At 32.8% G+C, this 13,904-nt stretch carries 16 protein-coding genes and 5 pseudogenes; 13 read left to right on the top strand and 8 right to left on the bottom strand.

Annotated features, from left to right (window positions below; genetic code table 11):
- Nucleotides 1-124: 124 nt before the first annotated feature.
- Together D1869_RS15365 and D1869_RS04825 are read right to left on the bottom strand one after the other, a co-directional pair.
- Nucleotides 125-258, bottom strand: a pseudogene (locus D1869_RS15365) (IS5/IS1182 family transposase); the annotation flags it as partial.
- 29 nt (nucleotides 259-287) lie between these two features.
- Nucleotides 288-1,387 (bottom strand): annotated as a pseudogene (locus tag D1869_RS04825) (transposase).
- A 134-nt stretch (nucleotides 1,388-1,521) separates the two neighbouring features.
- Between D1869_RS04825 and D1869_RS04820 the strand changes: the two are divergent.
- Nucleotides 1,522-1,804, top strand: a pseudogene (locus tag D1869_RS04820) (PaREP1 family protein); the annotation flags it as partial.
- A 175-nt stretch (nucleotides 1,805-1,979) separates the two neighbouring features.
- Here the strand turns inward: D1869_RS04820 and D1869_RS04815 are convergent.
- Complete coding sequence (locus D1869_RS04815) at nucleotides 1,980-2,246, bottom strand: hypothetical protein (protein WP_156014154.1); 267 nt, start codon at nucleotides 2,244-2,246, stop codon at nucleotides 1,980-1,982.
- A gap of 771 nt (nucleotides 2,247-3,017) precedes the next feature.
- Between D1869_RS04815 and D1869_RS04810 the strand changes: the two genes are divergently transcribed.
- Both D1869_RS04810 and D1869_RS04805 read left to right on the top strand, forming a co-directional pair.
- Entirely contained in the window at nucleotides 3,018-4,310 is a 1,293-nt protein-coding gene (locus D1869_RS04810; protein ID WP_156014153.1) for a hypothetical protein, read from the top strand.
- A 1-nt stretch (nucleotide 4,311) separates the two neighbouring features.
- Nucleotides 4,312-4,743 carry a hypothetical protein gene (locus D1869_RS04805; protein ID WP_156014152.1) on the top strand — a complete coding sequence of 144 codons (432 nt, stop codon included), beginning with the start codon at nucleotides 4,312-4,314 and terminating at the stop codon, nucleotides 4,741-4,743.
- Nucleotides 4,744-4,975: 232 nt separating this feature from the next.
- Here D1869_RS04805 and D1869_RS04800 read toward each other — a convergent pair.
- Nucleotides 4,976-5,108, bottom strand: a pseudogene (locus D1869_RS04800) (IS6 family transposase); the annotation flags it as partial.
- 5 nt (nucleotides 5,109-5,113) lie between these two features.
- Between D1869_RS04800 and D1869_RS04795 the strand changes: the two are divergent.
- From D1869_RS04795 to D1869_RS04785, 3 genes and pseudogenes are all read left to right on the top strand, one after another.
- Nucleotides 5,114-5,409: pseudogene (locus D1869_RS04795) on the top strand (ISH3 family transposase); the annotation flags it as partial.
- Between the two features lie 281 nt (nucleotides 5,410-5,690).
- A complete protein-coding gene (locus tag D1869_RS04790; RefSeq protein ID WP_156014151.1) occupies nucleotides 5,691-6,188 on the top strand; it encodes a DUF2258 domain-containing protein in 498 nt (165 codons plus the stop codon).
- Between the two features lie 28 nt (nucleotides 6,189-6,216).
- Nucleotides 6,217-7,152, top strand: coding sequence for a zinc metalloprotease HtpX (locus D1869_RS04785; RefSeq protein WP_156014150.1), 936 nt, complete (start codon nucleotides 6,217-6,219; stop codon nucleotides 7,150-7,152).
- Here the strand turns inward: D1869_RS04785 and D1869_RS04780 are convergent.
- The 3 genes from D1869_RS04780 to D1869_RS04770 all read right to left on the bottom strand — a co-directional run bounded on the left by D1869_RS04780 (nucleotide 7,149) and on the right by D1869_RS04770 (nucleotide 8,580).
- The gene (locus D1869_RS04780; protein WP_052846426.1) at nucleotides 7,149-7,436 is read right to left on the bottom strand and encodes a hypothetical protein; all 288 of its coding nucleotides are present in this window, start codon (nucleotides 7,434-7,436) and stop codon (nucleotides 7,149-7,151) included. The genes D1869_RS04785 and D1869_RS04780 overlap by 4 nt on opposite strands.
- A gap of 35 nt (nucleotides 7,437-7,471) precedes the next feature.
- Nucleotides 7,472-7,843, bottom strand: a complete 372-nt coding sequence (gene lrs14 / locus D1869_RS04775) for an Lrs14 family HTH-type transcriptional regulator (RefSeq protein WP_156014149.1) — start codon at nucleotides 7,841-7,843, stop codon at nucleotides 7,472-7,474.
- Nucleotides 7,844-7,911: 68 nt separating this feature from the next.
- The gene (locus D1869_RS04770) at nucleotides 7,912-8,580 is read right to left on the bottom strand and encodes an RAD55 family ATPase (protein WP_184651069.1); all 669 of its coding nucleotides are present in this window, start codon (nucleotides 8,578-8,580) and stop codon (nucleotides 7,912-7,914) included.
- A 197-nt stretch (nucleotides 8,581-8,777) separates the two neighbouring features.
- Between D1869_RS04770 and D1869_RS04765 the strand changes: the two genes are divergently transcribed.
- Both D1869_RS04765 and D1869_RS04760 read left to right on the top strand, forming a co-directional pair.
- A complete protein-coding gene (locus tag D1869_RS04765; protein ID WP_156014147.1) occupies nucleotides 8,778-8,999 on the top strand; it encodes an AbrB/MazE/SpoVT family DNA-binding domain-containing protein in 222 nt (73 codons plus the stop codon).
- Nucleotides 8,980-9,381: a PIN domain-containing protein gene (locus D1869_RS04760; RefSeq protein ID WP_156014146.1), complete on the top strand. Its 402-nt coding sequence runs from the start codon at nucleotides 8,980-8,982 to the stop codon at nucleotides 9,379-9,381. Before D1869_RS04765 ends, D1869_RS04760 begins: the two co-directional genes overlap by 20 nt.
- 88 nt (nucleotides 9,382-9,469) lie before the next feature.
- Here the strand turns inward: D1869_RS04760 and D1869_RS04755 are convergent, their stop codons facing one another.
- Nucleotides 9,470-10,438 (bottom strand): ABC transporter substrate-binding protein, encoded by a 969-nt coding sequence (locus D1869_RS04755; RefSeq protein ID WP_231113716.1) that lies wholly within the window; start codon nucleotides 10,436-10,438, stop codon nucleotides 9,470-9,472.
- An 88-nt stretch (nucleotides 10,439-10,526) separates the two neighbouring features.
- Here D1869_RS04755 and D1869_RS04750 point away from each other — a divergent pair, with 88 nt between their 5' ends.
- The 5 genes from D1869_RS04750 (at nucleotide 10,527) to D1869_RS04730 (ending at nucleotide 13,895) form a co-directional block, all read left to right on the top strand.
- A complete protein-coding gene (locus tag D1869_RS04750; RefSeq protein ID WP_156014144.1) occupies nucleotides 10,527-11,504 on the top strand; it encodes a FecCD family ABC transporter permease in 978 nt (325 codons plus the stop codon).
- Nucleotides 11,479-12,138 carry an ABC transporter ATP-binding protein gene (locus tag D1869_RS04745; protein WP_156014143.1) on the top strand — a complete coding sequence of 220 codons (660 nt, stop codon included), beginning with the start codon at nucleotides 11,479-11,481 and terminating at the stop codon, nucleotides 12,136-12,138. Before D1869_RS04750 ends, D1869_RS04745 begins: the two co-directional genes overlap by 26 nt.
- Before the next feature lie 69 nt (nucleotides 12,139-12,207).
- Nucleotides 12,208-12,534 carry a transcriptional regulator gene (locus tag D1869_RS04740; RefSeq protein ID WP_156014142.1) on the top strand — a complete coding sequence of 109 codons (327 nt, stop codon included), beginning with the start codon at nucleotides 12,208-12,210 and terminating at the stop codon, nucleotides 12,532-12,534.
- Between the two features lie 37 nt (nucleotides 12,535-12,571).
- Nucleotides 12,572-13,480, top strand: coding sequence for a mechanosensitive ion channel family protein (locus D1869_RS04735; RefSeq protein ID WP_156014141.1), 909 nt, complete (start codon nucleotides 12,572-12,574; stop codon nucleotides 13,478-13,480).
- The gene (locus tag D1869_RS04730) at nucleotides 13,458-13,895 is read left to right on the top strand and encodes a hypothetical protein (protein WP_156014140.1); all 438 of its coding nucleotides are present in this window, start codon (nucleotides 13,458-13,460) and stop codon (nucleotides 13,893-13,895) included. The genes D1869_RS04735 and D1869_RS04730 overlap by 23 nt, the downstream gene beginning before the upstream one ends.
- The last annotated feature ends 9 nt before the right edge of the window (nucleotides 13,896-13,904 follow it).

The raw sequence follows: 13,904 nt of genomic DNA, 5'->3' as shown, positions 1-13,904 counted from the left end.
ATACAGTTTTACCTTTCAATATAGGGGGAGATTTATGTTTTATTGTAATATAAAATAAGTGATTACAAAGAAAAATTGAATTTTAAACATACCCCAAACTACCCTAGTTAACCCTAGTCCTGGGTTAACTAGAGAGTTTGATAAATTCCTCTTGTGGAACCTTTTGCAAAACTGAAGTATAAATCAAGAATTATAAATTATTCCAATAACGTAAACAAAAACCTCAACCATATCCTTGTCAATAGCATAAGGCTTCCAATCAAGAAAATACTAGCAGTTATTCTACTTTAACGTAACTTAAAAGTTTTCATCAAGCCTAGAGCACCCCCTAAACGATTTTCAACGAACCGGAGAAACTCCTCCACACTCCTCAAGTTAAGGGAGCTAATCAAATCTCTAACCGTGTTAACAACCATCACGAAGAGAAGCAAGTAACCTTGAAACCTCTTCCTCTTTAAGAAAGAGGAATCTTGCATACCAAGAGCCTTAATATCCTTGTGAAACTTCTCTATCTCCCACCTAATCCTCCAAGTCCTCTCTATCTCCTCATCACTCAAGCTAAGATCAGTAGAGTACAAGTTTAACCTATTAGATTTATATACCAGTATTAGCAACTTTATAGTAATAACTCGACTCTCAAGGGTTAGGTCAGCCAAGTAAGAGCCGGGAGGGAGATCTCGGACGTGGATGTGCCCCTCCACATCCAACGTCCCCCCTCCCTCCAAACACCTAACCCTTAAGAGCCTCCCATTAGACCTCAACTCAGAAACAACACAACCCCTCACCAACTTCTCAGACCAATACCAAGAATCAAACACAACCCTAGCTATGGTGAATTTACTCTTGAGTATCTCAATTATTTCTGCAGCCATCTCTATCTTTGTCTTGAACTCGTTTATTATTCCGCTTTCCCACATTTTTCTTGTTGCGTATGGGAAAGCGCCGACTAAGTAGTTTTTTCCCGTGGCTAAGTCGTATAAGGCTATTGTGAGGACTTGTATTCCTGGTTCGAATTTCTTGTGTGTGGAGTAGTAGAAGATGTAGTTCCCGTATTTGCTTGCTATTTCTTCTATTCTTGAGTATGGTTTGTGGTCGAATGTGTCGTCTATTATAATCACTACGGGTCCTACTATTGTTTTGCTTAGTGTATTAAGGTAGTGTTCCATGCTTCTTCAAGGCGTTCTAGTGCTTCTAATAGGTTTGCGTAGTTTAGTCCGAATGTTATTGCTGTGTTTCTTATGCTTGCTCTTCCTCCTATTAGTGTCATGAGTGTTAGGCCTAGTGCTACTTTTCTTTTGAGTCCCTTCATTCTAAGTATTCCAACTAGGTGGTTGAATGCCTTGATGAATTCGCTCCTTGCAACTTCTAGTTCTTTCTCGTTCTTCATACTTTTTAATCAATTATGTGGTAAATTAAAAACTTTATCGATAGTACTGAAAGTCTTGTATTACCAAGGGAAAGTAGAATAATTACTACTATTTTAAGACTTATGGTTTTAGGTGTTGTTGAGAATAAGAGTTTATGGAGAAGGATCTTTATAAGGTTGGCTAGGGTTATTGAAAGCCTGTCAGACCTCCACCTTTCACTAACCTTGTGGTTATACTAGGAATTCCGCGGGGAAGGCTTTCAGTGCTATTAAGGGTTTAATGAGTGCTCTATTGATTGTTAATGAGGAGAAATTACTTAGTACTGTTAAAGATGATAAGGAGAGGGAGTGGATTAGGAAGAAGGCTTCCAACTCACGGTATGTATACTTTAGCACAAATATTGAGGAGTCGTGAATTATGCCCTACACCTTCATGATCTGATGTAGGGACTTAGCCCTCGATATGGGACTCCAACTGCACGGGGCTCACATCTCCGTTATCTTCACCCTCCACCCTTTTTCCCCACAGTGAGTGGGGGGATAGTATTCGTCAAAAAATAACATAAACAAATACAAAAAGGTTTCATTAATGCAAAAAGGGATTCAGCCCACTTTACGCTTCAAGGATCCTATGGATTTCCTTAAGCATCCTTACGTACATCTTTTCATACTTATCATTCTTCAGCACTACAGCCCTCTTAAACTTTAAGAAGTCCTTATCTGTAGTAACTACAATCCCGTTAATTAACTCAGCGTAAATCATTATCTGGTAGTCGTATCTGTAAGGAGTTACCATTGGTTCAAAACCTAAATACTCGAGCCTCTTCTTACACCACTTGTAAAATCCCTTTAATGATAAGTCGAAGATTATGGGGATCATCAAGAGATTATCTAAAAATACCTTTTTTAGGGTTTGAAAAATAAATATCTCTGGAAAACGAGAGTTGGGGATCCCCGATGAGCAGCCTAGCCATGTCTTAACTTAGTCGATCACGAGGGGATCCCTTCAAGACGGATATATCACACTTAACGGTATCGCTATTACCTAGCCGTAACTATTAGCTAGGTACATCATCCCTCCAGCAATTACTGGATTCACTATATCAAACCTACCCCAAAGGGATTGAAAGTTAGTTTCGGTGCATAATTATCGAGCCAAATTCTTGCAAGTTCAATCCCCAAAGGGATTGAAAGTTAATGGAGAATTATTAACAACGAATCTATAATTAACTGGCCGCCTAATTATTTCTCCAATCCAACTATTATAGAGAGAAATTAAGGACGAGGATTCATTAAGGGAATTTCTGCCGTTGACTTCCTTAGGGGGTTAATCAGAACATCTAATTAATATCCTCTTACCTCAGTTGGGGGTTCTATTAAGCTTATCCTCACTGAGCACTTTAAGTGAACAATATTTGTTTGACGGAGAGAATATCATCTGGCACTAACTTTTAAACACATTATTAGAATGGCCAGTAAGCTATTAGATTTTAACGATATCCTCCGAGGAAGATTTCTTTAATTAACTACGTTTATTTGTGAAGTGTTACGATCACTTAAGCGAGAAAAACGATAAATTTTATGTTGGCTCGACGAAAACTAGTTTTAATTGATTATAGTTAACTTTTTTTAAATCTTCCTAATTTCTATTATGTATAGAGTCTTCAAAAATATTCTCTTAAATAGATTTTATTTATCTCGTAATATTAGGGCTATAGCTGTTATAGCACTTCTCATTTTACTGTTACCAACAGAATATATACTCGGTGGTTTGGGAATTGGAAACGTAATTGCTTTAGCCAGTTCATCTTCTACTACTAACCTCGCTACTGAGCCTATAAATTACACCTTATCACTTTTACACGTTATTTTACATTTTGATGTTTCGCAAGAATATATATCCTCATATAGCACTAATAATTATAGTGGTTATGTAGTGGCTAATGCTAATGGCTGGATTGTTACGAATAATACTAATTATACTTTCACTTATTTCGGGAAAACTTGTTACAATAATTACACATTCGACACAATTTCTCTCGTAAATACTACCCTTGATGGCGATATATTAGTTAAGATTACGTATAATATAACCCTAATTAATATTCCCGAACCGAATGGTATGGACAGTGTTGCTAAAATTACACGCACTTACATGAATATTAAGGGAATTGAACCAGAATCAATAATTACAACCACACAATTCTACTGGTTTAATTATACTAAAAGTGAGATAGGTAATAACGAGTATAATATATCATTTAACAGTTATGTCGGGGGAATTAAAGCTACGGGTTACATAGTAGAAGACCCTAGCGGGAACAGTATTATGTTATCAAGCGGTTCAGTGAATATAATAGGAAATGGTGAAAATATTACTGCAATTATAAATGATAATGAAATCACAATATACTCAAACAATAGTAATGATCCAGTAACAATAAATATAGACCCAATTCAACCTATATGCTTCTATTATTCATGGGGATACGTAAAAGGAATATTAATTTTAGCCAATGTTTCAGAGACTACTGCTACTGATATTGCCCAGACAATAGCGAGCTTAGCAACTCCAATAGGAGGAGCTATCGGTGGCTGGATTGGTCTGACTATAGGTCTATATATAACTTATAATGCTCTACAATATAAATATCTTCTCAAGACATACAGTGAGGATGGAATCGATACAATATATCACTTGTATGCAGCATCATTCGTGAAAGTTAATATATTAGTCTGGAGTGATTATATTCCAACTGAAAGCTATTGGGAGACTGGCGTTTATTACAATGGCGAATATTATCCATTTATGAATAGCATTATATTTGCATTTATAAGAATTCCAAACTATAACTTTGGCTATTTCATATTTGAGCAACCTCACTCTTCAATAATTCCGCCTCCACCCTACTCACCACCATGGTATAGTTTTGTGGTGATCTAAAATGGACAATTACTATGAGAAAATACTTAGAAAATATGTTTTGTTGATAGTAAGTATATATCTTGCAGCTGATATCAGCTTTATTGTATTAACATCATTTATGAGCCTTCTAATGAAGTTCCTAATTTTTATAATTGTAACTGTTATAGATATATTAATTTCATATCGACTAATACTCAACTACAATGTTTACTTCTTTTTCTTAATACCTAGTATTATAGGTGGTGATATTCTAATAGTTTCAGTATCTCTATTGCCAACACTACTAGCCGATTTAACTTGTTTATTCATGTTTCTAATCTACCTTCTTGCCTTAGCCTATTTCATGACGAAGTATAAACCTAAAATTTATGACTTAAACGGTAAATGGCTTATTTTAAATATTATATACTTTATCCTTACACTATTAGCACTTGTGAATCTACGGGCCTAAACATTAGCCTAATTTTTTCCTAAACTATTGCTAATAAGTTCTCTCCATAGAATCCCAGATTTCGCTTAAAGACTAATGAGACTGTGGGTAACAATTTCATTTACACTCCCCTATCTGGCGGGCACACTGGAGCTAGGAAGAACACTAGTAACTACCTCGTGAGCGTATTCCACGGGGAGGAAGAAGGAGTGATGAGACCGAGTGATTAATAGTCACGATGAAGGCTTAACTTTACCGCATAAAACTCACTAATAGACACTACATACTTCATGCAACTAATGGGGCAATGAAGCCCTCCAACAGGATAAGCCAGAGAGATAACTAACTAAACGAGACGAGGCTATTACCTCACTAGAGTAAAACCTATATAGGTGAGGTTGATGTTAGGACTGCTGTTGTTTTGGCTGAGGGGGAGGTGGGGGTGTTGAGAATGCTTTTCGTTCTCTTGAGGAGTTTAGGGTTAGGACTTGTGATGTTGGGAAGGAGTTGGTTCTTATCCTCCTTTCCTATTTTCTTTTGAATGTTTTGGTTGGTTCTTGGAGGAGGGTGAGGTTGTGGGAGTTTTCTCAAGCTATTGTTGATTTTCTAGTCCTCAAGGAGATGAGGGGAGTTGTTGTACAAGCTTTCCCTCAAGTTGGGGAGTTGTTTTTCGTGAACTTCAGCTAACTCTATGTACTCCTTTTTAATCACGTGAAATTAATTCGATATTTCCTGTATTTCTAATAAAAATATATTTAATTATACTCGATATCATAAAATATATGTGGTTTTATTTGAATGATACTGGTTTTGTTCAATTTTGATTAATGTTATTATTTATCTCAGAAAAAAGAGATTCCCATACTGACTTCTAGTGCTATTAAAGTTTTTTTATTTTGTATAACGCTTCTATGATGAAGTTTCTCTTTAACGAAACGTTTTTATTTTTGAAAGGAGAATATATAACTATGCCAAAAGAAGATGAAACAAGAGATTTAGAAAGAGCAGAAGAATACGAGCAAACAATAGCTAGAGCTACAGCTATTGGAAAAAATAAGATGGAATTAAGCACAGGATTAATAATTGCTGCTAGGTATGCTGATAAGCTTAGAAGAGTCGCTTTAGTAGCATTTAGTAAAATGGTTCCAAAGGATATTATTATACGAGATGTTTCTGAACTTAATAAACAATTATATGATGTAATCGTAAATCAAATGAAAATTGATAAGTTAGATGTAGTAAGAATTCTTGTAGATGCTGAATATGATGAGCAGAATCAAAAGCTAGTTTTCAGTAATTTGAGAATAATTAGATACCTAACAGAAGAGCAATGTAACAAAAAGTATGAGGAAGTTAATAAACAATTAGAAGAATATAAGAAGAAATATGAAGAATTAAGCAAGCAAGTAGAAGAATTTAAGAACAAGATAAGACAAGTAGAAGAGGCTTTGAAAGCATTAACTTAATATTATTTTTTATTCTTAATCTTAGAGTGTGGAAATAGGTACTTCATTAAAAATTAATATGATTGTCGCATTATTTTTAACGATAATTTCAGAGGGAATATTTTCTTTAGTAATTATAGATTTTTTAAAATTTCCTGTAGTCTTTTCTATAATATTTCTACTAATATTATGGCTAGTACAATGGCTCATATCGCCATATTTAGTAGAGAGAAATTCAGTTGAGGTTACTAGAGACGACCCTAGTTACGGATGGGTTTATGATTTAATTGAAAGTGTAGCAAGGAGAGCTGGTATTAAAACTCCTAGAGTTTTTCTAGTTGATGAACCTTATCCTAATGCATTTGCTTATGGAAATTACATTACTGGAAAGAGAATTGGAATAACTATTCCGCTACTTCAAATTCTTACTCCAGAAGAGCTTGAGAGTGTAATAGGGCATGAGCTTGGACATATTAAACATAATGATGTTGAAATAGGATTAGCTATAGGTTTAATACCATCAATTTTAGGCTTCATCAGTAATATATTGCTCACTGTAGGGTGGGCTACGCTAATATTTGCTGTTGATGAGTTTGACATATTAGTTGGCCTAACTATGCTGGCGATTGGTGGAATCTTATTTATTATAACTTTCTTCCTTCAATTATTCGTATTATGGTTTAATAGACTAAGAGAGAGTTTTGCAGATTACTTTTCTTATGAACTATTTAGAGAGAGAGCATGGAATTTGGCTAAGGCTTTGGCTAAAATAGAGATTTATATGCAGAACGTTAGATTAGATCCGTTCAGAGGAATTATAGTTACTATCCCACCGACAAAAGTAAAGGAAAGTGATCCAGACCTTCTAATTGAAGATCTATTAAGAGAAAAAACAAGTATATTTTCCGATATTCTATCCACTCACCCACATCCGGCAAAAAGAATTAAGATGATTTATAAATTAACAAAACCAATGATATTTTAGCCTTTAACTAAGCCAATTATTAACCCAATAATGAACAGTATTGAATTATATGGTAAAATTGAAATTTCATTTTTAACAAAAGATTCAGCTGTACTAGCGTAAACACCAAGACTTTCAATACCATGTATAACAGTAGAAGGTGATAAAGCCCCCACAGCTATTAGAATAATTATTATCGCAAGTATTATTAAACCAATTTGTATTACTTTCTTTATTAATAGACCTATAAGTAAACCTAGAATGAATGCTACTACCATACTTATTATTCCAGACTCAGTTATCATATGAGAAAAATAATATTAAAATGACTATTTAAAAATTATTGTGGTATGTGCTTTTCTAACCCTTCTTTCATACTACTAGCCAATTTCTCTAAATCTTTCTCTAACTTATAGATTAACTTATCTTTATCCACCCAATACACATAACTAGGCCTTCCTTTTTTCTTCTCTGCACCTTCAGCCTTGTCTCTTTCTATTAAGCCCTTATCCAATAAATTATTTAATGATTTACTTACTGAGGCTTTTGTTACTTTTAACTTCTCAGCAATTTCATCTGCATCAAGTTTATCTTTGCTTTCCATAAGCAAATGTAAGACTTCAACATCACTAGTTGATAAACCATACATAAATGCTATAAATTCGTGGAGATCAACTTCTCTTCCATCCGGGAATATAATTTTTTCACTCATAAGTGTAAATACGCGTTTTTAATTTAAATAAAGTATGCAAACAAATTTATATTTTTGTAGGTAAATGTCTACTTTTGTATGTTTTTTAACATAGTAGCAACTATTGACGCATCAAGAGGCACTATATTACCATCCTCTATTTTAAAGAAGTGCCAATTAGGGTCATGTTTTTTATTTCTCATTCTCAGAACCCTTATAGACTTTATTGAGATATCTTCTTCTACATCTAACTGTATAATTCCGTCAAATAAATACTCAACCATACTCATAACATAATCTGTATCGTCATTTCCAGAATTGTATGTAATTAATGCAATGGCATTTGAGGCATACACAGTTGCTATAATTGTTTTTATAAATAGTATAAGCTGATTAACATCAAGCTGAAGTGCAAATTCATTTATAGAATCTAATACGAGTAATGATACGTCTTTCATTACATTCTTTAAATCACTAGTTATGTTAAATCCTTGAATAATTCGTGGATCCCTAATTATATCTGAAAATAAATTTACTACTTTGAGTTTTTCAATATTTACATCAGAGAAATAAGATAAAACTCTTCTAGGATCTTCTTCTACTGATAAATAAAGTACACCCTTATCTAAAGACAAAAAGTACTTAGTAATAGTTCTCACTAGTTTACTTTTTCCACTTCCTATAGGACCAAAAACTAGAGAGACTGAACCTTCTGGAAAATCTACTATTTCGTCCAAAATTTTGACTCCGACTCTCATTATCATATAAAGGAAAGCCCCTGGTTAAATACTTTAAAAGGAAAAGTTACATTAGATCTCTTAAACCACTTGTTAAACTATTCAAATTTTAGTTTAATCCTAAAGCTCAATTAAGAAGAATTATTTCTATTAAAATGATCCTAAGTTCCTATTATAGTAGAAATATTTATATATTAGTATTTTCAAAACTAGACTCGATGGAGAGAGTAAAAGTTACAAGAAACTATCAAATAACTATTCCTGCTTCTATAAGAAATAAAATAAACCTAAAAGAAGGAGATGTTCTAGAGGTCTATTTAAACGGTGATGAAATAATATTAAGAAAGGTTAAAAGTGAAAGACCCAGAATAAGGCTTGGTAAGAAATTATCCCCAGAAGAGATTGAGGAGGCAATTGAACGTGGAGAAGGCAATAATTGATACTAACGTTATAATATACGACTACGTTGAGGATTCGGAATATCATAAAAAAGCGGAAGAACTTCTAGATTCGCTTAATAAATGGATAATTCCAGCAATTGTTATACATGAACTAGTATGGTTTCTAAAAGATATGAAATTAGAAGATAAGATAAATGATGTTTTTGCATATGTAAGAAATGAAAAAGCTGAGGTGGTATGTGACAGTGTAAATAACATAGTAGATTCCTTAGAAATACTAATTAGAGAAAAACTTCCTCTAGCTGATTATAAGGATATGATTATACTCTCCCATGCAATACGCGAAAAATTACCTTTAGTTACTTTTGATAAAAAACTTTCAAAGATAGCAAAAAAGTATGGTGTATCTGTAGTAAGTTAAGTCTAGTTACTGTGATTTATAACAATAAAATAATGAAATACTTAAAAAATTAAGTATAAAAAAGGATATTTAATTCTCAGGTAAACCCCTAAAAAATAGGTAGCTCAATATTCAAGTTTTCTTTAACCCAAGAAGCAGTAACGTACTTAGGTGTGGTAGAATTAATTATATCATGTACCATTAAAATTGCATATACTGATAATGGTCCTGGTTCATTTAATAAATCCGTAGCCAAATTACCTAGAATATATATACGGCTTGCGTTAAAAGCCTTAACATTCTTAATCCCGGGTATTTGAGAAATTAATGATTCTGTATAAGAAAAGTTACTAACCTCTTGGGCTATGATTACTTGAGGATTGGAAACTAGGAGTTCATCTGGAGAGAGTAATGGATAATCAGAGTAAGTAGAGAAAACGTTGATCCCTCCACCTTGAACAATAATACTGTTTATAAATACATTACCGCCAGCAGTATAGAAATCTAAGTTAGGACAGATGTAAAGCATGTAAGCTATTGTTGTATTCCCTAATGTAGAAAAATCAGCAATCTTCTCATTCATCCAATTAATTAACTCCTCTCCTTGTTGAGTAACGTTAAAATATTTAGCAATTTCCATTATATTTTCCTCTATCTGAGAGAAAGAATAAGCATAATCACTGTTAGTAACTAAAACATTTAATCCGGCCTTTTCCATCTGTGAAATATAGGGAGCTTCTAAACCGTATTCTACAACTACTATACTAGGATGTAAAAGTAGTAAGCCAGAGATGTTAGGTGGATATATTTGTGAAAAAACTGTAACATTCGCCGGTACTTGACTTGTTAAGTTAAGGTATTTTAGTAGTGAATATGAGTAATAGTCAATACCTACAATGTATTTACCTAATCCCAACGCTATTAAAACTTGAGTATCGCTAGGAGCTAAACTAATAATCCTAAGATTATGAGAAGATGTTGTGCTTACATTATTATTAGCTCTCATATATGTATAGATAACACCAGCTAGGATCGCTATAATAACAACGACTGCTAAAATTATGCCCCAAATTTTCATGCATATGGATAAGTCATCCATATATTAAATACTTTTTCATACGAACAGAAGGAGAAAAATTTTTAATATGGTTAAGTTATCCTAATATGTGCTAAAATACCTCTTCATCACGTTGTTACCAATCTCATTTTTTCTAGGACTAATTTTAGGTGAAGTTAGACTTAGTATAGGTGAAATTTTTCATCCTGAAGGAGTTTATTCAATAATCTTATTTGATATAAGATTGCCTACAGTCATTTCAGCAATGTTAATAGGTATCCTAATCTCGCTTTGTGGAGCAATTCTTCAACATTTATTGAAAAACCCACTTATAGATCCTTATATATCCGGTACATCTTCGGGTGGAGCATTCGGTGCAGTTCTGACTTATTTCCTTCTAGCATTTAATTTACCTCTTTCATGGTTGATATATGTACAACCATTATTTGCTTTCATAACAGCAACGTTAGCTACATTAATAACACTAGGGATCGGAAGAAAAGGGGGAATTTACAGTATAGTTGTTGGAGGTATTGTTGTTTCTTACATTTTCTCTTCCTTAACCACAATTCTTCTTGTTATCTATCAGGAGAAGTATCCTCAGATCCCTCCGCTAACATTTTGGCTTTTAGGTGAAATAAACATAGTAGGTTGGAGAGATGTTATAATTCTCTCTATTATAACTTTTCTTCTCATCTTTCTTGTATTAAAATACTCAAGACAAATTGATTTAGTTTCAATTAGTGATGAGATCTCATTCACACACGGAATAAACCCAGGAAGATTTAGACTATTTTGGTTATTGATTGTAAGTTTAATAACAGCGTATATAGTGTCTATTGCTGGAATAATTGGTTTTATAGGGATTATTGTACCGCATATTGCCAGAAGGATCGATGGTAGTATGAGAGGTCTTAGTATCTATTCTCCTTTAATAGGGGCTGTAATAATGGAGTTTAGCAATATATTATCAAGGGGAATTTTCGGAACAATTATACCTATAACTGCTATAACAGCTCTAGTTGCTTCTCCAATAATAATCTCAATTCTGGTGAAGATGAATGCTGGTCAAGGGGTTGAAAGTTAAATTAGGTGACAAAATAATTTTAGATAACGTGACGATTAACTTAACAAATGGAATTAATTTAATTTTTGGCCCAAATGGTTCTGGTAAAACCACACTATTAAGGACAATAATAGGGATGATTAAACCTCTTGAAGGTGAAATTTTAAATGAGGATAAGTTATCTTACTCTCCTTCAGAATTCTATTCACCAAGTATGAAGGTTATTGATGTGCTTCTTGCAGGGAAAAAGAATGGTGAATATGAAAGGTTTATAAAACTACTAAACCTTGAGAATTTATTGCAAAGAGACTTTCTTACCTTAAGTTCTGGTGAGAAAAGACTAATAATTATTGCTAAAGCACTTGCTGAGGGAGATTTAGTAATTATGGATGAACCATTATCTAACCTAGACATCGCTAATAGGAAAAAGATAATTGATGTAATAATTTCTTTAAAAACTGAGAGAAAATTTCTAATAACATCTCATGAACTCGATATTATAAATTTTGCTGACAATGTTATAGTTATGAAAAATGGTAAAGTAGTTTATCAAGGAAATAAAGAGGGTATTGATGAAAATTTACTTTCCTTTGTATATGAGGTACCAATAAAGAAAATTAACGTTAATAATTACACATTTTTTATAACATATTAACAATGTTAATTAACTCCACGTCGAGCTTTTAAAAATAGTTGTTAATAGATATAGAGAGAAAATAATTATATGAAACTTGCAACCCCTTGTGAAGAAGCGTTTAGAATTGAAGTACCGATCTTAAGAATGGCAATTGCAAAGAGACTTGTAGAGAGAGGTGTACCAGTAGTTAAGGCTTCTAAAATCTCTGGTATTTCTGCTACTACTTATGAGAAAAATATAAAGGAAAAGAGAGAAGAAATAGAGAAACTACTAAAGGATGAAGAAATAAGGGATATGATTGACGCATTAGTTGGTAGAATTTTAGCAAATCAAACAATAGAGAGTACTAGCTTTTGTATTCTATGCGCGAGAGCAAGAAAATTATTTAATTTAAAACCTTGCCCACTCTACTAATAAAAAATTTTATTAACAATCTTTACTTAACCCTTATATGAATCGACTAGTAACCCTTTTTATAATACTCTTTGTAGTAGTTGGAGTTGCAGTTGCAACAACTGTAATATTATCGGCAGTACTTCATATTTCAGTCACAATAACTTCAGTAATTAATGCAATATTAATTGGTGTTGTAGGCGTAATCTCAATCAATATAATTTCTAGAATAATAAAATTAAGAGCTGGGAATGTAGTTGGAAGAACAACTGCCGAAAGCCTTAGTTTGGTAATCCAATTCATTGGTTATACTATAATAGTTATATTAGCATTAACAGCAGTTCATGTTGCGGTTACTAGCGCATTAATTGGCGGTACAGTCTTTGGTCTTATAATTGGTTTGGCATTGCAGACGCCTTTATCAAATGTATTTTCCGGGATCTTTCTAATCTTAAGTAGACCTTTTAATATAGGTGATAGGGTTACAATAACCACATGGCAATACGGCTTATTGGCACCAACTTATCCTCCAAAATTTTGGTCAAATGATTTTTTAATACCAGGCTATACTGGAATAATTCAAGATATTAATTTAATGTATACAACAATACTAACAGATGAGAATGTTGTAATGAAAATTCCTAATAATATCATGATTCAAGCTGCTATATTTGTACATAATGAGGAATACAGACTAGTTAGGACTAAATATGAAATTCCAAAAGACTTAGATCCTGATTACGTTATACCAGTACTAAAGGAGAAAATTAGTAAACTAAGTTTCCTAGTTAAAGAACCAGAAATAAAAGTTCTTGATACTACATTAAATACTTACGTAATATCAGTTGATACTTATTGTAAAGGGCAATATGAAGAACCACCAAGAAGTGAAATAATAAAAGTTATTATGAAGACCATAAAAGAGATTCAATCAGTGAAAGTTAATGAGAAAAATAGTTCTCACTAGTATAGTTTTCCTTACGGTAGGAATAATTCTCATTCTTATTTACCACTTCCTATTTCCATCATATTATATAAAAGGAGTTTATTTAATTCCATCTACTAAACAAGTGAGTATTAGTGTTCCGTATTCCTCATTCGTTTTTGAGTACAAGGATAACTCAACTTTACCACTAGAACTTACATTTAACAATCTGATAATAACTAAATATAACGAAAGTAATTCAATATTTTATTATTATGGAGAATCATTTAATGGGAATATCATGATTAAAAACAACTACTCTTATCCTATCTTAATGGGTTATGTGGTAGTAGATGAAACCCCGCTCTTTATTTTCTTACCCACACTATTTTATTCTGGAATTATACTAATAATTTTGGCAATAATTATTATAATATTGAGTTTTGTATTAAAGTAATAAAAATCC

The organism is Sulfurisphaera ohwakuensis, assembly GCF_009729055.1.
Lineage (GTDB): Archaea > Thermoproteota > Thermoprotei_A > Sulfolobales > Sulfolobaceae > Sulfurisphaera > Sulfurisphaera ohwakuensis.
The sequence above is the reverse complement of the archived record's forward strand: the minus strand, read 5'-3'. Positions and strand labels throughout refer to the sequence as shown.